Origin of the sequence: Acidovorax sp. LjRoot118 (assembly GCF_964253575.1) — a bacterium.
Classification (GTDB): domain Bacteria; phylum Pseudomonadota; class Gammaproteobacteria; order Burkholderiales; family Burkholderiaceae_C; genus Acidovorax.
In genome coordinates, this window is the sequence record NZ_CAXURB020000001.1 from 682,089 (window position 1) to 704,437 (window position 22,349).

General features: G+C 68.0%; 19 protein-coding genes. 12 read left to right on the forward strand and 7 right to left on the reverse strand.

Annotated features, from left to right (window positions below):
- Window positions 1–64: 64 nt before the first annotated feature.
- A complete protein-coding gene (locus ACSQ9E_RS03270; RefSeq protein ID WP_436216911.1) occupies window positions 65–1,018 on the reverse strand; it encodes a homoserine kinase in 954 nt (317 codons plus the stop codon).
- Window positions 1,019–1,093: 75 nt separating this feature from the next.
- Window positions 1,094–1,453 (reverse strand): hypothetical protein, encoded by a 360-nt coding sequence (locus ACSQ9E_RS03275; protein ID WP_057202039.1) that lies wholly within the window; start codon window positions 1,451–1,453, stop codon window positions 1,094–1,096.
- 65 nt (window positions 1,454–1,518) lie between these two features.
- Between ACSQ9E_RS03275 and polA the strand changes: the two genes are divergently transcribed.
- Together polA and ACSQ9E_RS03285 are read left to right on the forward strand one after the other, a co-directional pair.
- On the forward strand, window positions 1,519–4,341 hold the full coding sequence (gene polA / locus ACSQ9E_RS03280; RefSeq protein ID WP_436216912.1) for a DNA polymerase I: 2,823 nt from the start codon (window positions 1,519–1,521) through the stop codon (window positions 4,339–4,341).
- Window positions 4,342–4,382: 41 nt separating this feature from the next.
- Window positions 4,383–5,309 carry a LysR substrate-binding domain-containing protein gene (locus tag ACSQ9E_RS03285; RefSeq protein WP_179681659.1) on the forward strand — a complete coding sequence of 309 codons (927 nt, stop codon included), beginning with the start codon at window positions 4,383–4,385 and terminating at the stop codon, window positions 5,307–5,309.
- A 6-nt stretch (window positions 5,310–5,315) separates the two neighbouring features.
- Here the strand turns inward: ACSQ9E_RS03285 and ACSQ9E_RS03290 are convergent, their stop codons facing one another.
- Window positions 5,316–6,527, reverse strand: a complete 1,212-nt coding sequence (locus tag ACSQ9E_RS03290; RefSeq protein WP_436216913.1) for a D-amino acid dehydrogenase — start codon at window positions 6,525–6,527, stop codon at window positions 5,316–5,318.
- A gap of 239 nt (window positions 6,528–6,766) precedes the next feature.
- Here ACSQ9E_RS03290 and ACSQ9E_RS03295 point away from each other — a divergent pair, with 239 nt between their 5' ends.
- The 6 genes from ACSQ9E_RS03295 (at window position 6,767) to arsC (ending at window position 11,855) form a co-directional block, all read left to right on the forward strand.
- Window positions 6,767–7,657, forward strand: coding sequence for an amino acid ABC transporter substrate-binding protein (locus tag ACSQ9E_RS03295; RefSeq protein WP_436216914.1), 891 nt, complete (start codon window positions 6,767–6,769; stop codon window positions 7,655–7,657).
- 14 nt (window positions 7,658–7,671) lie between these two features.
- Window positions 7,672–8,445 carry an aspartate/glutamate racemase family protein gene (locus tag ACSQ9E_RS03300; RefSeq protein ID WP_436216915.1) on the forward strand — a complete coding sequence of 258 codons (774 nt, stop codon included), beginning with the start codon at window positions 7,672–7,674 and terminating at the stop codon, window positions 8,443–8,445.
- 93 nt (window positions 8,446–8,538) lie between these two features.
- Window positions 8,539–9,492, forward strand: a complete 954-nt coding sequence (locus ACSQ9E_RS03305; protein WP_436216916.1) for an amino acid ABC transporter substrate-binding protein — start codon at window positions 8,539–8,541, stop codon at window positions 9,490–9,492.
- Between the two features lie 105 nt (window positions 9,493–9,597).
- Window positions 9,598–10,494 (forward strand): dienelactone hydrolase family protein, encoded by an 897-nt coding sequence (locus ACSQ9E_RS03310; protein WP_057268409.1) that lies wholly within the window; start codon window positions 9,598–9,600, stop codon window positions 10,492–10,494.
- Window positions 10,495–10,663: 169 nt separating this feature from the next.
- Window positions 10,664–11,494, forward strand: a complete 831-nt coding sequence (locus tag ACSQ9E_RS03315) for a ZIP family metal transporter (RefSeq protein WP_057202047.1) — start codon at window positions 10,664–10,666, stop codon at window positions 11,492–11,494.
- A complete protein-coding gene (gene arsC / locus ACSQ9E_RS03320; RefSeq protein WP_057268410.1) occupies window positions 11,484–11,855 on the forward strand; it encodes an arsenate reductase (glutaredoxin) in 372 nt (123 codons plus the stop codon). The genes ACSQ9E_RS03315 and arsC overlap by 11 nt, the downstream gene beginning before the upstream one ends.
- A 7-nt stretch (window positions 11,856–11,862) precedes the next feature.
- On the opposite strand, the gene ACSQ9E_RS03325 is transcribed toward arsC, so the two are convergent.
- Together ACSQ9E_RS03325 and ACSQ9E_RS03330 are read right to left on the reverse strand one after the other, a co-directional pair.
- On the reverse strand, window positions 11,863–12,612 hold the full coding sequence (locus tag ACSQ9E_RS03325; protein WP_427999651.1) for a LytR/AlgR family response regulator transcription factor: 750 nt from the start codon (window positions 12,610–12,612) through the stop codon (window positions 11,863–11,865).
- Window positions 12,609–13,793, reverse strand: coding sequence for a sensor histidine kinase (locus ACSQ9E_RS03330; RefSeq protein WP_057268411.1), 1,185 nt, complete (start codon window positions 13,791–13,793; stop codon window positions 12,609–12,611). Before ACSQ9E_RS03330 ends, ACSQ9E_RS03325 begins: the two co-directional genes overlap by 4 nt.
- Window positions 13,794–13,844: 51 nt before the next feature.
- On the opposite strand from ACSQ9E_RS03330, the gene argH reads away from it, so the two are divergent.
- The 4 genes from argH (at window position 13,845) to ACSQ9E_RS03350 (ending at window position 18,924) form a co-directional block, all read left to right on the forward strand.
- Window positions 13,845–15,314, forward strand: coding sequence for an argininosuccinate lyase (gene argH / locus ACSQ9E_RS03335; RefSeq protein ID WP_057202051.1), 1,470 nt, complete (start codon window positions 13,845–13,847; stop codon window positions 15,312–15,314).
- A gap of 125 nt (window positions 15,315–15,439) precedes the next feature.
- Window positions 15,440–16,426 carry a Bug family tripartite tricarboxylate transporter substrate binding protein gene (locus ACSQ9E_RS03340; protein WP_057202052.1) on the forward strand — a complete coding sequence of 329 codons (987 nt, stop codon included), beginning with the start codon at window positions 15,440–15,442 and terminating at the stop codon, window positions 16,424–16,426.
- A 33-nt stretch (window positions 16,427–16,459) separates the two neighbouring features.
- On the forward strand, window positions 16,460–17,923 hold the full coding sequence (locus ACSQ9E_RS03345; protein WP_057202053.1) for a diguanylate cyclase domain-containing protein: 1,464 nt from the start codon (window positions 16,460–16,462) through the stop codon (window positions 17,921–17,923).
- A 146-nt stretch (window positions 17,924–18,069) separates the two neighbouring features.
- Complete coding sequence (locus ACSQ9E_RS03350) at window positions 18,070–18,924, forward strand: SGNH/GDSL hydrolase family protein (RefSeq protein WP_057202054.1); 855 nt, start codon at window positions 18,070–18,072, stop codon at window positions 18,922–18,924.
- A 16-nt stretch (window positions 18,925–18,940) separates the two neighbouring features.
- Here ACSQ9E_RS03350 and opgC read toward each other — a convergent pair whose 3' ends face one another.
- Both opgC and ACSQ9E_RS03360 read right to left on the reverse strand, forming a co-directional pair.
- A complete protein-coding gene (gene opgC / locus ACSQ9E_RS03355) occupies window positions 18,941–20,200 on the reverse strand; it encodes an OpgC domain-containing protein (RefSeq protein WP_057202055.1) in 1,260 nt (419 codons plus the stop codon).
- Between the two features lie 9 nt (window positions 20,201–20,209).
- Entirely contained in the window at window positions 20,210–22,333 is a 2,124-nt protein-coding gene (locus ACSQ9E_RS03360; protein ID WP_057202056.1) for a catalase, read from the reverse strand.
- Between the last annotated feature and the right edge of the window lie 16 nt (window positions 22,334–22,349).

The window sequence follows — 22,349 nt, forward strand, 5'->3', positions numbered from 1 at the left end:
GCCCCGGGGCGTGATATTCCTCGCGAAATGCGCGTGCAGATGCCCTGTTTCTGCGCAGAACCGTTCAGTCCGCGTGCACCGGCAGCGCGATGCGCCCGCGCAGCACGCGCTCGAAGTGGGTCGGGTCGTGCGGGGTCAGCATGGAGGCCTCGCGCGGCAGGTAAAAATCCCACAGCCGCGAGATCCAGAAGCGCAAGGCGCCGGCACGCAGCAGGGCCGGCAGCAGTTCGCGCTCGGCAGCCGTGAGGGGGCGCACGGCCTGGTAGGCGTCCAGCATGCGCCGAGCGCGCTCGGCGTCGTGCGTACCGGTGGGCAGGTCGATGCACCAGTCGTTCAGGCACACGGCCAGGTCGAACAGCCAGGTATCGACGCCGGCAAAGTAGAAGTCGAAAAACCCCGTGAGCTCCTCGCCGTCGAACATCACGTTGTCGCGGAACAGGTCGGCATGCACCGGCCCGGTGGGCAGCGCCGTGTAGGCCGAAGAGGCCGCCACATGGTTCTGGTAGGCAAGCTCCGAGCGCAGCAGGGCTGCCTGGCTGGCATCGAGGTGCGGAAGCACCACGGGCACGGTCTCGTTCCACCACGGCAGGCCGCGCAGGTTGGGCTGGTGGCGGTCGTAGCCGCGCCCCGCCAGGTGCATGCGCGCCAGCATGGTGCCCACGGCGGCGCAGTGCACCGGGCCGGGGGCCAACTGGCTCTTGCCGCGCAGCTTGCTGACCACGGCGGCCGGCTTGCCGCACATGCTGTGCAGGATGTCGCCGTTGGCGTCAGCGCGCGGGTCGGGCACGGGCACGCCGCCGTGTGCCAGGTGCTTCATCAGGTGCAGGTAGAACGGCAACTGCTCGGCCGTCAGGCGCTCGAACAGCGTCAGTACGAACTCGCCCTGGTCGCTGGTGAGGAAGTAGTTGGTGTTCTCGATGCCGCCTTCGATGCCGCGCAGCGCGACCAGCTCACCCAGGTGCAAACGGCGCAGCAACTCGCGCGCCTCATCATTGGAGACTTCGGTAAAAACGGCCATCGCTCAGCAGGGGAAATGCGGAAAAAATCCGGAGGAAAAAGCGGGAGCAGGGGGCGCAGCACCCCCGGCCAGGCATCAGAACTTCAGGACGTTCCAGACCCGGGGGCCGGTGTTGGTCTCGGCGCCGTTGAGGGCCCCGGTGCGGCCGCGCGCGCCGTCGGGGGACTGTACTTCGTAGCTGGGCATGTTGCCGGTCTTGGGTTGCACGTTGATGCTCTGCGTCTGGCCGCCCACACGCACCTCGTCGACGCGGCTGCCCGCGTCCTCGATCTGGATGCGTTCGGTGCGCTGGTTGTTGCGCCCTGACAGGGACTCGGGCGTGGTAAGTGCCTCGCCTTGCCGGGGGGCGCCCGCAGGGGCATTCTGGCCGCCGGTCTGGGCCAGTACGGGGCCGCAGGCCAGAGCCAGCAGCAGGGAGAGATGAACAGCGCGCATGCATCCATTGTAGAGCGCGCCGGGCGGCGGTGGTGCGCGGCCTTTGGCCGTGCACAATTGCCCCCATGAGCAATAAAAAGACCCTGGTGCTGGTGGACGGCTCCAGCTACCTGTACCGTGCCTACCATGCCATGCCCGACCTGCGTGCCGTACCGGGCGACTCCACGAGCGCGGCCACGGGCGCCATCCGCGGCATGATCAACATGATGCAGGCCCTGCGCAAGGAGGTGCATGCCGACTACGCCGCCTGTATCTTCGACGCCAGCGGCCCCACCTTTCGCGACGAGATCTACCCCGAGTACAAGGCGCAGCGCGCGCCCATGCCCGACGACCTGCGCTCGCAGATCGATCCCATCCACGACGTAGTGCGCATGCTGGGCTGGACGGTGCTGGCCATTCCGGGCGTGGAGGCCGACGATGTGATCGGCACCCTGGCCGTGACCGCTGCCAGCCAGGGCATCGACGTGGTGGTCTCCAGCGGCGACAAGGACCTGTCGCAACTGGTGGACGAGCACATCACCATCATCGACACCATGAACGGCAAGCGCCGCGACGTGGCCGGCGTGACCGCCGAGTTCGGCGTGCCCCCGCACCTGATGGTGGATTTCCAGACCCTGGTGGGCGATACCGTGGACAACGTGCCCGGCGTGCCCAAGGTGGGCCCCAAGACCGCCGCCAAGTGGCTGATGGAATACGGTTCGCTGGCCGAACTGGTGGCCCGTGCCCACGAGATCAAGGGCGTGGCCGGCGAGAACCTGCGCAACACGCTCGACTGGCTGCCCACCGGCCGCAAGCTGGTGACCATCCGCACCGACTGCGACCTGGTCGAGCACATCGTGGGCCTGCCCGCGCTCGACGCCATCGTGATCGGCGAGCAGCAGGTGGATGGGCTGCGCGACTTCTATGAAAAGTACGGATTCAAGGGCCTGGCGCGCGCGCTGGGCTCACCGGCCGAGCCGCCTGCTGCACAAGCCGCTCCCGCCGCGCGCAAGAAGGCCGGCGATACCGACACCGCCGACCTGTTCGCCGAGCCTGCAGAGGGTGGGGTAGATGGTGCACAGGTCGCTGCCGAAAAGCCGCCCCGCAATGAGCGCTACGAGACCATTCTGACCTGGGACCAGTTCGACCGCTGGCTGGCCACCCTGCACGTGGCACCCCTGACGGCGCTGGACACCGAAACCACCTCGCTCGACGAGATGCGCGCCGAGATCGTGGGCATCAGCTTCAGCGTGGAGCCTGGGGCTGCGGCCTACATTCCGCTGCGCCACGAGGGCCCCGATGCGCCGGTGCAACTGCCCTTCGACGAGGTGCTGGCACGTCTCAAGCCCTGGCTGCAGGACCCGCGCCACCTGAAGCTGGGCCAGCACATCAAGTACGACCGCCATGTGTTTGCCAACCACGGCATCGAGGTGCAGGGCTACGCGCACGACACCATGCTGCAAAGCTACGTGCTCGAAGTGCACAAGCCCCATGGCCTGGCCAGCCTGGCCGACCGGCACCTGGGGCGCAGCGGCATCAGCTACGAAGACCTGTGCGGCAAGGGCGCGCACCAGATCCCCTTCGCGCAGGTCGATGTGGCCAAGGCCGCCGAATACTCGTGCGAGGACTCCGACCAGACCCTGGACGTGCACAAGGCCCTGTGGCCGCTGCTCGAAGCCAATGACAAGCTGCGCTTCATCTACGAACTGGAGATGGCCAGCAGCGAGGCCCTGTACCGCATCGAGCGCAACGGCGTGCTGATCGACGCGCCCACGCTGGCCAACCAGAGCCATGAGCTGGGCCAGCGCATCGTGCAGCTCGAAACCGAGGCCTACGAGATCGCGGGCCAGCCCTTCAACCTGAGCAGCCCCAAGCAACTCGGCGAGATCTTCTTCGACAAGCTCGGCATGCCCGTGGTCAAGAAGACCGCCACCGGCGCGCGCAGCACCGACGAAGAGGTGCTCGAAAAGCTGGCCGAGGACTACCCCCTGCCCGCCAAGCTGCTGGAGCACCGGGGCCTGGTCAAGCTCAAGGGCACCTACACCGACAAGCTGGCCCAGCTGGCGCTGCCGCGCACCGGGCGGGTGCACACGCACTATGCGCAGGCCGTGGCCGTCACCGGGCGGCTTTCGAGCAACGACCCGAATCTGCAGAACATCCCCATCCGCACGCCGGAAGGCCGGCGTGTGCGCGAGGCCTTCGTGGCGCCTGCGGGCAGCGTGATCGCCAGCGCCGACTACTCGCAGATCGAGCTGCGCATCATGGCCCACATCAGCGGCGACCACTCGCTGCTGCATGCCTTCCATGCCGGGCTGGACGTGCACCGCGCCACCGCCGCCGAGGTGTTCGGCGTGGAGGTGGACCAGGTCACCAGCGAGCAGCGCCGCTACGCCAAGGTCATCAACTTCGGGCTCATCTACGGCATGAGCAGCTTCGGCCTGGCCAAGAACCTGGGTATCGAGACCAAGGCCGCAGCGGCCTACATCGATAAGTACTTCCAGCGCTACCCTGGCGTCAAGCAGTACATGGACGAAACCAAGGCTGCTGCCAAGTCCATGGGCTATGTGGAGACGGTGTTCGGCCGGCGCCTGTACCTGCCCGAGATCAATTCCCCCAACGGCCCGCGCCGCAGCGGTGCCGAGCGCGCCGCCATCAACGCCCCCATGCAGGGCACGGCGGCCGACCTGATCAAGCTGGCCATGGTGGCCGTGCAGAAGGAACTCGACGCGCACAAACCCGGCATCAAGATGATCATGCAGGTGCACGATGAACTGGTGTTCGAGCTGCCCGAGGGCGAGGTGGACTGGGTGCGCAGGCACATTCCGCGCCTGATGGCCGAGGTGGCGGCGCTCAAGGTGCCGCTGCTGGCCGAAGTGGGTGTCGGCCCGAACTGGGACAAGGCGCATTGAAAAGCCGCGGCGCTGGCGCGTTCATTGCAAGGTAAAAAGGCATGCGCCTTCGCCACATTGAAGTCTTCAACGCCGTGATGCTCACCGGCAGCGTGAGCGCTGCCGCACGGCTCATCAACGTCACCCAGCCGGCGGTGAGCCGCATCCTCGCGCATGCAGAGCTGCAGCTCGGGTTCGCGCTGTTCCACCGCCTCAAGGGGCGGCTGGTGCCCACCACCGAGGCGCAGACCCTGTACCCGCACATCGAGCGCCTGTTCACCCAGCTTGACGACGTGCAGCGCCTGGCCGCCAGCCTCAAGGGTGACGGGCGCGAGGGCGAGCTGCACATCCTGAGCGTGCTGGCACTGAGCTACGAGGTGCTGCCACGCGCGCTGCGCAGCTTTCGTGCGCTGCACCCGGATGTGGGCATCACCATCGAGGCGCTGCACTCGCCGCAGATCGTCTCGGCCCTGGTGCTGCAGGAGGCCGACGTGGGCTTCGTCTTCAGCTCCATCGCCCACCCCTCGCTGAGCCAGGAGCACATTGCTGACGGCTACATGGTCTGCGTGGCGCCCAAGGGCATGCTGGCCCCCGCGCTGGTGCACTCGGGCACCGTGCACCTCACCGACCTGGCGGACACGCCGGTGGTGCGCCTGGACGTGCGCGACCCCATCGGCACCGTGGTCAGCCATGCTTGCCGTGAAGCGGGCGTAGGGCTGCGCACGGCCATCACGGTGCAGACCTACCATGCCGCGCTGGCCCTGGCGCGCCATGGCCATGCGGTAGCGCTGGTGGATGCCTGCACGGCCGCCTCGGCCGACCGCAGCCAGGTGGACGTGCTGGCGCTGGCGCCGCACATCCCTGTGCCCATCCAGTCGCTGCGCACCGTCAACCGCCCGGCCTCGCTGCTGGCCAGCGCCATGACCGCCTGCATGCGCCAGGCCGTGGCCGAGACCATGGCGTCTGCCCCGCAGAGCCCAGCGCCCTGAAGGGGGTCAGCGCGCGAGCAGTTCGGCCACCCGTGCCGCCGTGCCGAAGGCCAGGGTGAAGCCCAGCGCCCCATGCCCGGTGTTGAGCACCAGGTTGGCCGGTGCGCCCGCGTGGCGCCCCACCACCGGCAGGCCGGTGGGCGTGGCGGGGCGCATGCCAGTCCAGGGCCGCGTCGCTTCAAAATCGCTGCAGTGCGGGAACACGGCGCGTGCGGCGGCGCACAGGCTTTCTATGCGCTCGGGCGGTATGCGTGTGTCGTGCCCCACCAGCTCGGCCATGCCCGCCACGCGCAGGCGCTGGCCGATGCGCGCAAACACCACCTTGCGCGCCGCGTCGGTCACGCTCACGTGCGGTGCCGCCCCCGGTGCATCGCTGGCATCGAGCGTGATGCTGTAGCCCTTGAGCGGGTACACCGGCAGGTGCATGCCCAGCGTGCGCGCCATGCCATGGCTGGCGCTGCCCAGGGCCAGCACGAAGTGGTCGGCCTCCACATTCCCCAGGCGGGTGCGCACCGCCTGGATGCGGCCCTGCCCGGTGGCAAAGCCCTGGATATCGGTACCCAGCAAAAAGCGCACACCGCGCGCGGCCAGCAGGGAGTGCAGGCCCTGGCATACCTGCAGGCAGTCGGCCGCGCACTCGCTCTGGGTGTAGATGGCGCCCGCGATGCGGCCCTGGTAGTGGGCCAGCGCCGGCTCCAGTGCCACGCAGCGCGCGGCATCCACGGCTTCCTGCAGGCTGCCGAAGGCGCGCTGCAGTTCCATCTGCCGCCGCGCTGCGCCCAACGCATCGGCGGTGCCGTAGAGCACCAGCTTGCCGGTGGCGGAGAAATCGCATGCCAGTTGCTCGGCCTGCAGCATGGCGTCGAAGCGCTCGCGGCTCAGCGCAGCCAGGCCCAGCAGCTCGACCGTGCTGCGCGCCGAGGTGGTGCGGTTGCAGGCCGCGAGGAACTGCAGGCCCCAGCGCCACTGGTGCAGGTCCCACTGCGGGCGCAAGGACAGGGGGGAGTCGGCCGAGAACAGCAGGCTGGGCAGTTGCCGCCAGATGCCGGCGTCGGCCAGGGGTTGCACATAGCTGTAGCTCAGCTGTGCGCCATTGCCGCCACTGGCCCCTTCGCCGGGTGCGCCCCGGTCGATCACGGTGACCTCCATGCCGCGCTGGCGCAGCGCGTATGCGGTGGCCAGCCCCACGATGCCCGCGCCCAATACACATACCTGCATGCTCTTTGCTTTGGTTGGTTGCTCTGGCGGCCACTGTAGAAGCCGGCGCCGGGTTTGAACAATGCCGTTGCGCATGGGGGCCATGACGGGAGGTTATGGGGCGGGTATGCCCCAGGCATAACTTTCCGGCATGGCCTCCCCGGTGAAATGAATTGTTCAAAGCGCGGGCAAGTTCCTACAGTGCGTTCACGCCTTGCCTTTTTCTTTCTCATCATCCACCACCTCACGAAGGGAATTCCATGCGACTGTCCGCCGTCACCCGTGCCGCCCTGCTGGCCACCGGCCTCCTGGCCTGTTCCATCGCCAGTGCCGACACGCTCAAGAAGATCGCCGACACCGGCAAGATCACGCTGGCCTACCGCGAGTCGTCCGTGCCCTTTAGCTACCTGGCAGGCCCGGGCCAACCTGTGGGCTTTGCGGTGGATATCTCCAACGCCGTAGCCGACGCCGTGAAGAAGCGCCTGAACAACCCGGCCATCAAGGTCGAGCTGCAGCCCGTCACCTCGCTCAACCGCATCCCCCTGGTGCAGAACGGCACGGTGGACCTGGAATGCGGCTCCACCACCAACAACAGCGTGCGCGGCAAGGACTTGCAGTTCGCCACCAACTATTTCTATACCGGCACGCGCCTGCTGACCAAGAAGAGCTCGGGCATCAAGGGCTTCGGCGACCTGGCCAAGCGCAAGATCTCCACCACCTCGGGCACCACCAATGCCCAGGTGGTGCGCAAGTACGACCGCGACAACAAGCTCGACATGGAAGTGCTGATGGGCAAGGACCACGAGGATTCGCTGCTGCTGGTGGACACCGGCCGCGCCGAAGCCTTTGCCATGGACGACATCCTGCTCTACGGCCTGATGGCCAATGCGCGCAACCCGGCCGAGTGGGACGTGGTGGGCGACGCGCTGCAGGTCGAGCCCTATGCCTGCATGCTGCGCAAGGACGACCCGCAGTTCCAGGCCCTGGTCAACGGCGTCATCGGCGGCTTGATGAAGTCCGGCGAGTTCGAGAAGCTCTACACCAAGTGGTTCATGTCGCCGATCGCGCCGCGCGGCCAGAACCTCAAGCTGCCCATGGGCAAGGAGCTGCGAGACAACCTCACCGCCCAGAGCGACAAGCCGGCCATCTGAAGGAGCCCCCGAGCATGTTGTCAAGCCATCGCCCCGCCACGCAGACGGTGGGCATCCTGGGCGGCATGGGGCCGGCGGCGGGCGCGGATTTCGCGCGCCTGTTCGTGCAGGCCTGCGGCGAGCGCATGGCGCAGCTGGGCATTCCCGTGCACGACCAGGCCTACCCGGAGCACTGGCTGGCGCAGGTGCCCATCCCCGACCGCACGAATGCCCTTGGCGACACCCGCCAGGGCGCGCACCAGCCGGCCGAGCCCATGCTGCAGGCCACCGGCCGCCTGGCAGCGCTGGGCGCCCGCGCGGTGGCCATCGCCTGCAACACGGCCCATGCCTGGCACGGCCTGCTGCAGCAGCGCTTTCCGCAGCTGGTGGTGCTGCATGGCGTGCAGGAGGTGGTGGCCGGCCTGGCGGCGCGCCAGGTGCGCGGCGTGGGCCTGCTGGCCACACGCGGCGCCTATGACGCCGGGCTGTACCAGGGCGAGCTGGAGCGGGCGGGCATCGCCTGCTGCCTGCCCACCCTGGCCGAACGCGAAGAGCTCATGCAGGGCATCTACGACGGGGTGAAGGCGGGCGACTATGCCCTGGCGCGTGAGCGCTTCGGGTCGGTGGCCCTCGCGCTACAGCAGCGCCATGGCATCGGCACCCTGGTCATGGGTTGCACGGAGATACCGCTGGCGCTGGAGGAAAGCCCGGCGCTGCCAGGTTTGTCGCTGGTCAATCCCTCGGCCGTGCTGGCGGCTGCGCTGGCGCGCCAGGCCTACCTGGTGGACACGGTGCCGGCAGCCGCCTGATTCCGGGCCTTCCCCCCTCGGCAGTGCGGCTGCCGTTGCTCCCGCAAGCCCGCGCTGCACAGGCCGGCTGCCCCTTTTCAAGGTGATCTCGACATGACTTTGGCATCCCATGCGTTGTGGAGCCGCCGGTGTGCCCGCATGCCTGCGCAATGGGCCCTGTGCCTGCTGGCCGCAGCGGCAGGCAGCGCGCCAGCGCAGATACCGCCCCCTGCCACCGCCAAGCCGCCCGGCGGTGCGCTGCACCGCATCCAGGCACGCGGCAGCGTAGTCATCGGGCACCGCGAATCGTCAATGCCCCTGTCCTATGTGGCCGATGGCGTGCCCATGGGCTGCAGCGTCGATGTCTGCCGGAGCATTGCGCAGGCACTGGGCCGGCATCTCCAGTTGCGCGAGACCCGGGTGGACTACCGCCAGGTCACGTCCAGCACCCGGTTCGACGCCATCGAAAAGGGCGAGGTCGATCTCGAATGCGGCTCCACCACCAACACTGCGGCACGCCGCCAGCGCGTGGCCTTCACCATCCCGCACTTTGTCGCGTCCTCGCGCATGGTGGTGCTCAGCAGCCAGCCCTACGAGCGCATCGAGGACCTGGATGGCAAGGTCGTGGCCTCGACCACCGGCACCACCAACATCGACTCGCTTGCCAAGGAGGCGTTGGCCAAGTCCGTGCGCATCCGCGTCGAGCCGGCAGCGGACCACGCGCAGGGCTTTGCCTGGGTGGTGCAAGGCAAGGTGCAAGCCTTTGCCATGGACGATGTGCTGCTGTTCGGCCTGCGCGCCAGCCACGGCCGGCCCGAGGACCTCAAGGTGATCGGCAAGCCCATGACCATCGAGCCCTATGCCATTGCCTTCGAGAAGAACAACCCCGAGCTCAAGGCGGTGGTGGATGCGGAGCTGCGCCGCCTCATCCAGACGCGGGAGCTGCACCGCCTCTACGGCAAATGGTTCACCGCGCCCATCCCGCCGCGCGGCATCAACCTGGGCATGCGCATGCCGCACCTGCTCGTGGATTCGCTCAAGTACCCGACCGACTACGTCCCCCAGTAGGCAAGGGGGCAAAAGGCCGTCCAGAAGGTGCGGCGTTGGCAGCTGCCGCGCAAACCGCCTAGACTGCGCGCTCGCCCTGTCCCATTTACCCATTGGAGATCAACGATGCTGAGCGACGACCACCGACAGGATACCGAGGCCCTGCTGCCCGGCCGTACCACCGAAGCCGGTGCCACGCGCCGCCTGGCCCTGCAGACGGCCATCGGCCTGGGCTATGCCGCCGCCGCCGCGCCGCTGATGGCGCAGACAGCCATTGCCACCCCTGCCGATGGCCTGACGGCGGGCGAGATCAGCTTCACCGTGGGCGGCTTCAAGGTGCCCGCCTACCGCGCGGCCCCCGCAGGCAAGACCGGCCTGCCCGTGGTGCTGGTGATCCAGGAGATCTTCGGCGTGCACGAGTACATCGCCGACACCTGCCGCCGCTTCGCCAAGGCCGGCTACCTGGCCATCGCCCCGGATCTGTATGCGCGCCAAGGCGATGCCTCCAAGTACACCGAGGCCGCCAAGCTCATGGCCGAGATCGTCTCCAAGGTGCCCGATGCGCAGGTGATGGCCGACCTCGACGGCGCCGTGGCCTGGGCCACCGCCAACGGTGGCGACGCTGCGCGCATCGGCATCACCGGCTTTTGCTGGGGTGGCCGCATCACCTGGCTGTATGCAGCGCACGGCCCGGTCAAGGCCGGCGTGGCCTGGTATGGCCGCCTCGTGGGCCAGGCCAGCGACCTCACGCCCAAGCACCCCGTGGACATCGCGCCCATCCTCAAGGCGCCGGTGCTCGGCCTGTACGGTGAAAAAGACACCGGCATCCCCCTTGACACGATTGATAAGATGAAAGCTGCCCTGGCCGGTGGCACTGCCGCCGCCAAGGCTTCGGAATTCGTGGTGTACCCTGACGCGCCGCATGCCTTCCATGCCGACTACCGCCCCAGCTACCGCAAGGAAGCGGCCGACGATGGCTGGAAGCGTGCACTGGCCTGGTTCAAGGCGAACGGCGTCGTCTGACCGACCGCTCTCCTACAATCAGCCGCCCCTGTCTTCAGGGGCGGCTTTTTTCACGCCGATGCAGGCCCATCCCCGCAAGGGGCTGCCCAGCGCCGGCCGGAAGCCCGCGGTGCCCCCCGATTGACATAAGAACATCTACCTATCGCTCAATGGACGGTCACATACAGCTATGACTCTGATAGCAATCATCCTCGCCACCCTGGCTGCCGGCATCGGCAGCGTGTGGCTGGCCGCGCTGCTCATGCGCATGGGCCTCGGCGGTCGCACGGACAGCGTGGGCCCCCAGCACCTCTTGAGCCTGGCGGCCGGCGCGCTGCTGGCCACGGCTTTCATGCACCTCTTGCCCGAGGCCTTCGAGAGCCAGGCCGGAGCACACGACCTGTTCGCCACGCTGCTGATCGGCGTGGTCTTCTTCTTCCTGCTGGACAAGGCGGAGCTCTGGCACCACGGGCATGAGCACAGCCACGCGGCGCCGGAACCGACCCCGCACGCGGAACACGACCATGCCCATGGGCATGAGCACCACCATCATCACCACGGTGCCCCGCGCACGGGCGGCTGGGCCGTGCTCACGGGCGACAGCGTGCACTGTTTTGGTGACGGTATCCTGATCGCATCGGCCTTCATGGCCGACATCCGTCTGGGCATGATCGCCGCCGTCTCGGTGCTCGCGCACGAGGTGCCGCACCACATGGGCGACCTGGTGGTGCTGCGCCAGACCAGCCCCAACCGCCGCATGGCGCTGGTCAAGGTGTCGCTGGCGGGCGCCGTCACGGCACTGGGCGGCCTTGTGGGCTACTACCTCGTGGGGCAGTTGCAGGACCTGCTGCCCTACTTCCTGGCCGTGGCATCGAGCAGTTTCATCTACGTGGCCCTGGCCGACCTGATTCCCCAGCTGCAAAAGCGCCTGTCCGCGCGCGAGACCGTGGCCCAGATTGCCTGGCTGATCGCGGGCATGGTGATCGTCACCCTTGTGAGTGGAGCGGCCCATGCCCATTGAAGGCGCGGAAAAGAACATGGTCACGATCTACCACAACCCCCGTTGCGGCACCTCGCGCAACACCCTGGCCCTGCTGCGGGAGCGCGGGGTGGAGCCCGAAGTCATCGAGTACCTCAAGACCCCGCTGAACCGCGCCGCGCTGCAGTCACTGGTCGCGGCCTTGGATGTGCCCGTTATCGACGTGGTGCGGGCCAAGGAAGCGGCTTTTGCCGAATTGAAGCTGGGCGAGCCGGGTGTGACGGACGCGCAGCTCATTGATGCCATGGTGGCCCACCCCATCCTCATGAACCGGCCCATCGTCGCCACGCCGCTGGGCACACGCTTGTGCCGGCCGGCAGAGACGTTGCTGGAGATCCTCTAACCGCAGGTCAGCGCGCCAGTTCCTCGCGCACGGCCGCCACCTGCCGGCGCGAGACGGTGAGCACCTCCGTCATGCCCTGCAGGCGCACGGCCCAGCCGTCGCCTTCCTCTGGGTCGTAGTGCTTTTCGAGCGCGCGCACGGCGCGCCGCGCCACCAGCGCATTGCGGTGGATGCGCAGGAAGCGCGTGGGGTAGCGCGCCTCCAGCTCGCTCAGCGCGCCGTCCATGATGTAGCTGCGCGTGGCGGTGCGCACCGTCACGTACTTCTGCTCGGCCTTGAAATACAGCACCTCGGCCAGCGGCAGGCGTTCGGTGCGGCCCCGGTCCTGGATCACCAGCGCCTCGCCATCGGCCGCCGAAGCGGCTGCCGGGATGTGTGCCGGCCGGGTGGTGCGCTGCACCTTGGCCAGGGCCTGCTGCAGGCGCTCGCGCCGCACCGGCTTGGTCAGGTAGTCCACCGCATCGAGCTCGAAGGCATTCACCGCATGGTCGGCATGCGCGGTCACGAAAACCACGGCCGGTGGGCGCGCCAGCGCCTGCAGGGCGTGCGCCAGGCCCAGGCCGTCCTGGCCCGGCATGTGGATGTCCAGCAGCACCAGGTCGAAGGCGCTGCCCCCGGTGGGCCCCAGCAACGCCATGGCCTCGCCGGCGTTGCCGGCTTCGGACACGGTGGTGTGCAGTGTCTCGGCGCAGTCGCCCAGCAGGGTGCGCAGGCGGCTGCGGGCCAGGGCTTCGTCGTCAACGATGAGGATGTTCATGGCGCGGCATTGCGGGTAGGAGCGGAAGGAGGCGGGGTGGAGGAGGGCGGCGTCGCGGGCCGGCCATGCCGCCTCGGGCGCCGGGATACGCGGGCCGGTGCGCCCTGCACGGGCAGAGAGATGCGCACCTGGTAGAGGCCATCGAGCACCCCGGCGGTGAATTCGCCCTGCACATCATGCAGCAGGGCCAGGCGCGCACGCACATTGGCCAGGGCGATGCCATGGCCGCGCGGTACGTCGTGGTAGCGGATGTCGCTGGCGGGCAGCGTGTTGGTGATGCGCACCACCACGCGGTTGCCGCGCAGCTCGGTCATCACCTTGAGCTTGCCACCGCGCGGGCTGGGTTCCACGCCGTGCTTGACGGCATTTTCCACCAGCGGCTGCAGCAGCAGGGGCGGCAGGCGGGCGCTGTCGGTGCGCGGGTCCAGGCTCCACTGCACCTGCAGGCGCTTGCCAAAGCGCACCTCCTCGATGCCCAGGTAGCGGCGCGCCAGGGTGATCTCCTCGGCCAGCGTGGTCGATTCGCCCTGCTCGACGAGCGCCACGCGGAACAGGTCGCTCAGGTCTTCCAACAGCGATTCGGCCTTGGCGGGCTCCTTGCGCACCAGCGCGATCGCGCTGTTGAGCGTGTTGAACAGAAAGTGCGGGCGAATGCGCGACTGCAGCTCGGTCAGGCGCGCCGTGGTAGCCGCCGGGGTGCGCCCGCGCGCACGCAGGACCAGGGCCGCGACCAGCAGGGCCGCGAGCAGCGCCCCCGTGGCGGCACTGGCCACCCAGGGCGAGCGCTCGGCCACACCGGCCAGCGTGAGCATGGCGCAGGCGTACAGGCCCGCCAGTGCCCCCAGGGCCACGCCGGCCGCATATTGCGGGCCGGTGCGCAGGTTCTGCAGCACCGTCTTCAAGCTGCAGGCCGTGATCAGCCAGGCCAGCGTGGCCGGCAGGGCGCCGCCCGTGACCAGGGCCATGCTGGCCAGCCACTGGGCCGGGGTCTGGGCGCCGAACAGAGTGCCCACGCCCACCACGACCTCGACGAACAGCACGGCCCGCAGCACCACGCCAACCTGGCAGGCGTCGAACACCAGCGCCCTTCCGGCAGGGGGCTGGCCACTGCGCGAAGGGCCTCTGGGCGGGTCCGATTCGGCGTCGGGAGGCGGGGTCGATAAAATTTGCGTGTTTTGCATTGCGGCATCCGGGTGTTCCGGGTGTCAGAACTACCGGATTATTGCCCTCCCATGTCCAACAGCCAAGCCAATAGCGCGCCGTCCGCGCCCTCCCACAACCAGCTCGACACCAAGGCACAGGCCTGGTCGGCGCTGTTTTCCGAGCCCATGAGCGACCTGGTCAAGCGCTACACCTCCAGCGTCTTCTTCGACAAGCGCCTGTGGCAGGCCGACATTGCCGGCAGCCTGGCGCATGCCGACATGCTGGCCGCGCAGGGCATCATCAGCGCCGAGGACCATGCCTCGATCCAGCGCGGCATGGCGCAGATCAGCGCGGAAATCGAATCCGGCGGCTTCGAATGGAAGCTTGACCTCGAAGACGTGCACCTGAACATCGAGGCACGCCTGACCCAGCTCGTGGGTGACGCCGGCAAGCGCCTGCACACCGGCCGCAGCCGCAACGACCAGGTGGCCACCGACGTGCGCCTGTGGCTGCGCGGCGAGATCGACCTGATCGCCGATCTGCTCAAGGAGCTGCAGGTGTCCCTGGTGGACGTGGCCGAGCAGAACGTGGAAGTCATCCTGCCGGGCTTCACCCACCTGCAGGTGGCCCAGCCCGTGAGCTTTGGCCACCACATGCTGGCCTATGTGGAGATGTTCGCGCGCGATGCCGAGCGGATGGCCGACGTGCGCCGCCGCGTCAACGTGCTGCCCCTGGGCGCCGCCGCCCTGGCCGGCACCACCTACCCGCTGGACCGCGAGCGCGTGGCGCGCACCCTGGGCATGCAGGGCGTGTGCCAGAACAGCCTGGACGCCGTGAGCGACCGCGACTTCGCCATCGAGTTCACCGCCGCCGCCAGCCTGTGCATGGTGCACGTGAGCCGCTTGAGCGAAGAGCTCATCATCTGGATGAGCCAGAACTTCGGCTTCATCAAGATCGCCGACCGCTTCACCACCGGCAGTTCCATCATGCCGCAGAAGAAGAACCCCGACGTGCCCGAACTGGCGCGCGGCAAGACCGGCCGCGTGGTCGGCCACCTGATGGGCCTGATCACCCTGATGAAGGGCCAGCCCCTGGCCTACAACAAGGACAACCAGGAAGACAAGGAGCCGCTGTTCGACACCGTGGACACGCTCAAGGACACGCTGCGCATCTTCGCCGAGATGGTCGGCGGCCAGTTGAACCCCGCCTCGGGCAAGAAGGAGGGCGGCATCACCGTCAACGCGCCCGCGATGGAGCAGGCCGCGCTCAAGGGCTATGCCACCGCCACCGACCTGGCCGACTACCTGGTCAAGAAGGGCCTGCCGTTTCGCGACGCGCACGAAACCGTGGCCCATGCCGTGAAGGCCGCTGTCTCGCACCAGGTGGACCTGTCCGAGCTGCCCCTGGCCGTGCTGCAGGGCTTTCACCCGCAGATCGAGAAGGACGTGTTCGACGCGCTGAGCCTGCGCGGCTCGCTCAATGCGCGCAACACCCTGGGCGGCACCGCGCCTGCCCAGGTGCGCGCCCAGTTGGCGCGCCACCGCGCACGGCTGGCGTAACTCCTGGCTGGGTGTATTTCTTGCATGGTGAGGTAGCCGCCCACCGGCGGTGCATGACAGCGCAGCAGCGTGCGGCTACGATCCTCGCCTGTTGCATCTGATTACCTATCCGCTGGAGCCCCCGCATGACCTCGCCTCGCCGCCGTCTTCTCGTCAACACCCTGCGCACCGGTGCGCTGCTGCTGGGCCTTGCGGCCGCAGGCCTGGCATCGGCCCAGCCCAAGCCGATCCGGCTGCTGGTGGGTTTCCCCGCTGGCGGTGGTACCGATGCCATCGCGCGCACCCTGGCCGAAAAGCTCAAGGACGAGCTCGGCACCTCGGTGGTGGTCGAGAACAAGCCCGGCGCAGGCGGGCAGATCGCCGCCCAGACCCTCAAGGCCGGCCCGGCGGACGGCACGGTGTTGTTTCTCACCCACGACCACACCATCTCCATCCTGCCCCAGGTCGTGAAGAACGCCGGCTTCGACCCCGCGCGTGATTTCGTGCCCGTGGTCGGCATCGCCACCTTCGTGAATGCCTTCGCCGTCTCGGGCGGTACGCCCGCCAAGTCGTTTGCCGAGTACGTCAGCTGGGTCAAGAGCGCCGGCGGCGGCAAGGGCGCCGTGGGTATCCCCGCCCCGGCATCCACCCCGGAATTCCTGGTGAAGCTGGTGGGCGGCAAGTTCGGTATCGACCTGGTGTCGGCACCCTACCGGGGCAGTGCGCCCATGATGGCCGACATGCTGGGCAACCAGATCGGTGCCGGCGTGGCCTCCATCCCCGATTTCATCGAGAACCACAAGGCTGGCAAGGTGCGCGTGGTGGCCGTGCTGGGCAAGGCCCGCCAGGCCGCCATGCCCGATGTGCCCACCTTCGACGAACTGGGCCTCAAGGGCTTCGAGGACCTGCCCTACTACGGCATCTATGCCCCCACCGGCACGCCGCAGAAGTTCGTCACGGATTTCTCGAACGCCGTGGCCAAGGTGATCGCCATGCCCGAGGTGCGCGACCACCTCACGGCCATGGGCCTGACCGTGGGCCATATGTCGCCCACGCAGTTCGCAACGCGCGAAAAGGCCTACACCGCCGCCTGGACCAAGATCATCAAGGACACCGGCTTCGTGGCCCAGTAATCCCGTCTGCGCAGGCCGGCTCCCATCCCCTTTATGCCCACCGCCCGCCTGCCAGCGCACTGGCTGCGTTCCCGCTTCCTGCCCTTGCTGGTGGGACTGGCCAGTTGCGCGCTGGCCATGCTGCTGGCCTGGCTGGTGATCGACATCTCGAACACCAAGGCGCGCACCGAGATCGCGGCGCGTGCACAAACCCATCTTCTCGAAATTCGCGACCGGCTGGACCGGCAGTTGCAGAGCACATTGTCGGTGCCAGAGACCGTGGCCGCCTTCGTGGCAGCGCAGGGCCAGATGGAGCCCGAGATCTTCGCCTCGGTGGTGGGGCGGCTGCTGGAGAGCCAGCGCAACATCCGCAACCTGGCGCTGGCGCCGGACAACGTCATCAGCGACATCTACCCGCGCTTGGGGAACGAAAAGGCCCTGGGCCTGCGCTACCTGGACAACCCCCAGCAGCGCGGCGCGGTAGAGCGCGCCATCCAGACCCGGCGTACCGTGGTTGCCGGCCCGATCCCGCTGGTGCAGGGCGGGCTGGGGATCGTCAGCCGTACGCCGGTATTCCTCACCAGCCTGCCGGGGGCCCGCCCCGGGGCGGAGCCACGCTATTGGGGCATCGTCTCGCTTGCGGTGAATGCCGATACGCTGTTTGCCGATGTGGGGCTCAACACGGACCAGATGGGCTTCCAGGTGGCAGCCCGCGGGCTTGATGCGACCGGAGCCCAAGGGGCCGTGTTCATTGGTCGCGCAGCCCTGTTTGACGACAAGCCGGCCACGCTCGACGTGCCTTTGCCCGGGGGTGGCAACTGGACCCTGGGCGCCGTGCCCGTGGGTGGCTGGAAGGCCGCCGGCAGCGCGCCCGCGCTGGTCGTGACCATGTCGTACGTGTTTGCCGTGTTGCTGGGCCTGCTCAGTGCCTGGCTGGTGCGTGCCCACCAGCAGGTGCTGGCGCTGGCCAGCCACGACCGCCTCACCGGGCTGCCCAACCGCCGCCTGTTCGAAGACCGCCTGTCCCAGGCCGTGCTGGCCGCCTACCGCGACCACCGTGCCGGCGCGCTGCTGCTGGTTGACCTCGATGGCTTCAAGGCCATCAACGACAGCATGGGACACGGCTGCGGCGACCAGGTGCTGGTGCGGGTAGGCCAGCGCCTGGCGGGGCTCGCCCGTGCCAATGACACGGCTGCACGGCTGGGGGGCGACGAGTTCGCCCTGGTGTTGAATGCGGTGACTTCGCCGCAGGCCGCGATGGAAATCGCCCAGCGTGTCATCCAGGACATGCTGGCACCCATCGGCCTGGACAACGGCGAGCATGTGCGCATCGGTGTCAGCATCGGTGTGGCCGTGTTCCAGGGCGACGCGGCCGAGGCCCTGCCGGCGCTGATCGACCGGGCCGACCAGGCGCTGTATGCCAGCAAGCGCACCGGCAAGGGCAAGGCCACGCTGGCCGACTCGGCCGAGTTGCACACCTATGCGACGCAGCCGCTGAACAGCTCCACCATGCCGTGAACCATCCACTCGGATGGCTGTGGCAGTGCCCATGGCTGGATTGGCCTGACGGGCCAGCCGAAGTTGTAAAACATGGGGTGGATGCGGTGAAATTGCCGAAAATGGCCCCATCTGATAACGATGTGCCACTTCCTGGAACCCATGCCATGAAGCGATTTCCCCGCCTTTCCAAACTCGCCCGGCGCCTTGCGCTGTCGGGTGTGCTGGTGTCGAGCACGGCTGCGGTGCATCCGGCCCCCGTGGGCGCTGCGGGTTCGGCGCCCGGGTCCAAGACGACACAGTCATCGTCCGCCTCCCACTATGCGCGTTGGCAAGCCAGCATGGACGCGTTTGCCTCCGCCGACAAGGCCCAGGCGCCTGCCGAGGATGGCGTGCTCTTCGTGGGCAGCTCCACCATCCGCTTCTGGACGCAGTTGCCGCAGGATTTTCGCGACGTGCCGGTGGTCATCAACCGCGGCTTTGGCGGTTCCACCATGGCCGACTGCCAGTACTTCGTGAAGCAGTTGGTACTGCAGTACCGCCCGCGCCAGGTGTTCGTTTATGCCGGGGACAACGACCTGGCCGAAGGCCGCTCGCCCCAGCAGGTGCTCGAGAGTTTTGAGGGCTTTGTGGCCGCCGTGCGTGCCGAACTGCCCGACACGCGCATTGCCTATATCTCCATCAAACCGAGCCCCTTGCGCGCCGAGCTGATGCCCAAGGCCCGCGAGGCCAATGCCCTGCTCGCAGGCTATGTGCGCAGCTTGCCCAACAGCGATTACATCGACATCTTCACGCCCATGCTCGACCTGCAGGGCGCGCCCCGGGCCGAGCTCTTCGGGCCGGACCGCCTGCACATGAGCGATGCCGGCTACCGGCTGTGGCGCTCGGTCATTGCCGACTATGTGGGCCGTGGCCAGCCCGCGCTGCAAACTGCACCGGGCAAGGCGGGCAACGAAACCGCTGCGGCTGCGGTGGTCGCGGTACCTGCCCTGGCGGCCGCCCAGGTCAGCACCGGCCGCTGAGCTTCCCGCAGTTGCCTCAACCCGGCGCGACCTTGGCCTTCGGCGGGTCGCGCGGCTTGGGCTGCACCCCCTGGCGGGCGGACGCAGGGGGGTACATGGGTGGGCGTTTCTGTCCGGGTGCCAGGACCGCCGGCGGGGTGGTGTCCTCCCCGGGTTTCTTTTCCAGCCACAAGGTGGCGCGTGCCACCGCATAGAGCACTGCGAAGGCTGCGGCCAGCAGGGCCAGGTCCATTCCCCAGGAACGGTCGTATTTCGCCCCCAGCCCCGCCAGCACCACGAGCACCAGTACCAGGTGCGCGCAGAACACCGGCAGGGACGCCGATCCCAGCGTTTCCAGCCAACGCTGGCGCGGCATGCGGGCGGCCAGCCGAGGGCCGTAGTGGATGGCGAGCACCACCAGCGCAAACAGGTTGATCATGCGCATCGGCCCCAGCGCCCATTTGTCGAACCAGGGGTTGAACCCGGCGTACGGACCCTCGGGATGGAACGGTATTTGCCCGACCAGGTGGCGCCACCCCATCAGGGAGATAGCCAGGGCCAGGGCCAGCAGCACCGACCAGCGTGGAAACGTGAACGCCGGGGCATTCGGGTCATTGCGCGTGGCGCCCATCCACAGCCCCAGCATCCACAGGAACTGCCAGCTCCACATCACGAAAGCCCCCGTTTCGTTGAAGGGCACGGGTAGCGGCACGAGGGCGTTGATGCCGTCGTACACCCCGTGCGACAGACCGAACTGCGCGGCCAACCAGACCAGCCCGCTCACCACCATCACCGGCCGCCAGCCCCAGACAAAGGCCAGCACCATCACCCAGGGGCTGGCCAGCATGAACAGCACGTACAGCGGCAGGATGTCCAGGAGCGGCGGCTCATAAAGCAGCAGCAGCCCACCCACCAGCGCGGTGAACGGCTGCTTGACGTAGAAGTTCAGCAGGTCCACCACGGCAGGCTGCTCGATGCGGATGCCGATGAAGGCAATCACGGTGAACAGGAACAGCAGCAGCGCTGCGTGGCAGGCGTAGATCTTGAGGGCCCGGCGCCAGAAGGCGTGGTGCATCTCGGCCACGCTCTTGCGCCAGGCCACACGGCCGTAGACCATGCCGGCCATGTAGGCCGACAGCAGCACGAAGCCCTCCGCCGCCGAGACATAGCCGAAGGGCTGGCCCAACGGCGAGGTGAACCGCGTGGGCAGATGCGTCACCGTCATCAGCAGCAGCATCAGCCCCCGGGCTGCATCGATTTCCCAATTGCGTGGGGACGGAGCGGTTGCGGGGGCCATGGAGGCTCTTCAGGCGAGGGTGCGCACCTTCGGCTCGCGGTCCCACTGCCGTGTCTGCGCGGCCGCGATGAAGGCCTTGCTGTCCTTGGGGTCCATCACGCCGGCATCGGGCTCTATGCCGGCGGCCTGCACGATGGCCTGCGACCCTGGGCAGGCGCCGATCGCCTTGAGGTGGCCGAAGGCATCGCGGAACCAGTCCACCGCGGCGGCTTCGCGCGAGAGCTTGTTGCCCATCTCCGTCGAGAGGATGGAGGCCACGGCATCGAACACCGTGGAAGGCGTGCCGGCCAGTTGGCCATCGGCGGGCAGCCGGCTGCCGTCGTCCATCTTGGCACCGCCCACCTTGGGGGCCACGATCTTCACGGTGGCACCGGCCTTTTCCACGGCCTTCTTGAAAGTCGCAACCGACTTCGCGTTGGAGCCATCGTCCACCAGCAGGCCCACGCAGCGGCCCTCCAGCGTGGGCTTCATGCGGTCGATGATGCGCAGGGCAGGCGAAAGCGGCATGTCCTGTGGCTGCACCGCGGCGGCGGGAGCGGGTGGCAGGGCGTCCATGCCCAGGCCATCGGCCACGCGCTGGGCGAGGGCTGCGTCCACATGCTGCAGGTGGCCCACCACCGCTTCGCGCACATGCACCGTGGCCACCTTGGAGAGCTCGAACACGATGGCCGAGGCCATGTGCGCCTGCTCCACCTCGCTCTGGCTGCGAAAGAACATGCGCGCCTGGCTGTAGTGGTCGGCGAAGCTCTCGGCGCGCACCCGGCCCTTGGCGCCGTCGTCGGCGGGACGTTCAGCAAAGTGTTTGAAGCCCTGCGCCAGCGAGGCGCGCGGCGTATCGCCCTGCAGGCTGCTGGGCTCGTAGTTCACGCGGCCCTTGGGCACCTGCATCTGCATGTGGCCATCGCGCTGCATGTTGTGGAATGGGCACTTGGGAGCGTTGACCGGGATCTGCGCGAAGTTCGGGCCGCCCAGGCGCGACAGCTGCGTGTCCAGGTACGAGAACAGCCGGCCCTGCAGCAGCGGGTCGTTGGAGAAATCCACGCCCGGCGGCACGTTGGCGGGGCAGTAGGCCACCTGCTCGGTCTCGGCAAAGAAGTTGTCGGGCCAGCGGTTGAGCACCATGCGGCCGATGGTGCGCAGGGGCACCAGCTCCTCGGGGATCAGCTTGGTCGCGTCCAGGTGGTCGAACGGGAACTTCGCCGCGTCTTCCTCGGTGAACAGCTGCACGGCAAAGTCCCACTCGGGGTAGTTGCCGGCCTCGATGGCTTCGAACAGGTCGCGGCGGTGGTAATCGTTGTCTGCCGCCTGCAGCTTCACGGCCTCGTCCCACACGGTGGACTGGATGCCGAGCTTGGGTCGCCAGTGGAACTTCACGAAGGTGCTTTTGCCCTCGGCGTTGACCAGCCGGAAGGAGTGCACGCCAAAGCCCTCGATCATGCGCAGGCTGCGCGGGATGGTCCGGTCGCTCATGGCCCACATCACCATGTGCAGGGTTTCGGGCATCAGCGAGACGAAGTCCCAGAAGGTGTCGTGCGCACTGCCCGCCTGCGGGTAGCCGCGGTCGGGCTCCATCTTCACGGCGTGCACAAGGTCGGGGAACTTCATCGCGTCCTGGATGAAGAACACCGGGATGTTGTTGCCCACGATGTCCCAGTTGCCCTCCTGGGTGTAGAGCTTGACAGCAAAGCCGCGCACGTCGCGCGGTGTGTCCACCGATCCGGCGCCGCCGGCCACGGTGGAAAAGCGGGTGAAAACGGGCGTCTGCACGCCGACTTCGGTCAGCACGCGGGCGGTGGTGAATTCGGCCAACGACTCGGTCAGCTCGAAGTAGCCGTGCGCGGCTGTGCCGCGGGCGTGCACGATGCGCTCGGGAATGCGCTCGTGGTCGAAATGCGTGATCTTCTCGCGCAGGATGAAGTCTTCGAGCAGCGTCGGCCCGCGGGGGGTGTCGCGCAGCGAATTCTGGTTGTCGGCGATCGGAATGCCCAGCTGCGTGGTCATGACGGGGTGATCGCCGCCGGCTTGCTGTTGCAATTCGTCACCATTGCCACGCTGGGTGTCTGGGGACGGGGTGGTGGAAGGGGTCGAACGTGGCTTATCCGCAGTTTTGCGGATGGCTGGGGACTTGGCCATGGATGCTCCAGAGAAG

Bases quoted from the DNA above. Each gene is read 5' to 3' on its own strand.
- ACSQ9E_RS03270 (WP_436216911.1), bottom strand. From the start codon at position 1,018: ATGGCCGTTTTTACCGAAGTCTCCAATGATGAGGCGCGCGAGTTGCTG.
- ACSQ9E_RS03275 (WP_057202039.1), bottom strand. From the start codon at position 1,453: ATGCGCGCTGTTCATCTCTCCCTGCTGCTGGCTCTGGCCTGCGGCCCC.
- polA (WP_436216912.1), top strand. From the start codon at position 1,519: ATGAGCAATAAAAAGACCCTGGTGCTGGTGGACGGCTCCAGCTACCTG.
- ACSQ9E_RS03285 (WP_179681659.1), top strand. From the start codon at position 4,383: ATGCGCCTTCGCCACATTGAAGTCTTCAACGCCGTGATGCTCACCGGC.
- ACSQ9E_RS03290 (WP_436216913.1), bottom strand. From the start codon at position 6,527: ATGCAGGTATGTGTATTGGGCGCGGGCATCGTGGGGCTGGCCACCGCA.
- ACSQ9E_RS03295 (WP_436216914.1), top strand. From the start codon at position 6,767: ATGCGACTGTCCGCCGTCACCCGTGCCGCCCTGCTGGCCACCGGCCTC.
- ACSQ9E_RS03300 (WP_436216915.1), top strand. From the start codon at position 7,672: ATGTTGTCAAGCCATCGCCCCGCCACGCAGACGGTGGGCATCCTGGGC.
- ACSQ9E_RS03305 (WP_436216916.1), top strand. From the start codon at position 8,539: ATGACTTTGGCATCCCATGCGTTGTGGAGCCGCCGGTGTGCCCGCATG.
- ACSQ9E_RS03310 (WP_057268409.1), top strand. From the start codon at position 9,598: ATGCTGAGCGACGACCACCGACAGGATACCGAGGCCCTGCTGCCCGGC.
- ACSQ9E_RS03315 (WP_057202047.1), top strand. From the start codon at position 10,664: ATGACTCTGATAGCAATCATCCTCGCCACCCTGGCTGCCGGCATCGGC.
- arsC (WP_057268410.1), top strand. From the start codon at position 11,484: ATGCCCATTGAAGGCGCGGAAAAGAACATGGTCACGATCTACCACAAC.
- ACSQ9E_RS03325 (WP_427999651.1), bottom strand. From the start codon at position 12,612: ATGAACATCCTCATCGTTGACGACGAAGCCCTGGCCCGCAGCCGCCTG.
- ACSQ9E_RS03330 (WP_057268411.1), bottom strand. From the start codon at position 13,793: ATGCAAAACACGCAAATTTTATCGACCCCGCCTCCCGACGCCGAATCG.
- argH (WP_057202051.1), top strand. From the start codon at position 13,845: ATGTCCAACAGCCAAGCCAATAGCGCGCCGTCCGCGCCCTCCCACAAC.
- ACSQ9E_RS03340 (WP_057202052.1), top strand. From the start codon at position 15,440: ATGACCTCGCCTCGCCGCCGTCTTCTCGTCAACACCCTGCGCACCGGT.
- ACSQ9E_RS03345 (WP_057202053.1), top strand. From the start codon at position 16,460: ATGCCCACCGCCCGCCTGCCAGCGCACTGGCTGCGTTCCCGCTTCCTG.
- ACSQ9E_RS03350 (WP_057202054.1), top strand. From the start codon at position 18,070: ATGAAGCGATTTCCCCGCCTTTCCAAACTCGCCCGGCGCCTTGCGCTG.
- opgC (WP_057202055.1), bottom strand. From the start codon at position 20,200: ATGGCCCCCGCAACCGCTCCGTCCCCACGCAATTGGGAAATCGATGCA.
- ACSQ9E_RS03360 (WP_057202056.1), bottom strand. From the start codon at position 22,333: ATGGCCAAGTCCCCAGCCATCCGCAAAACTGCGGATAAGCCACGTTCG.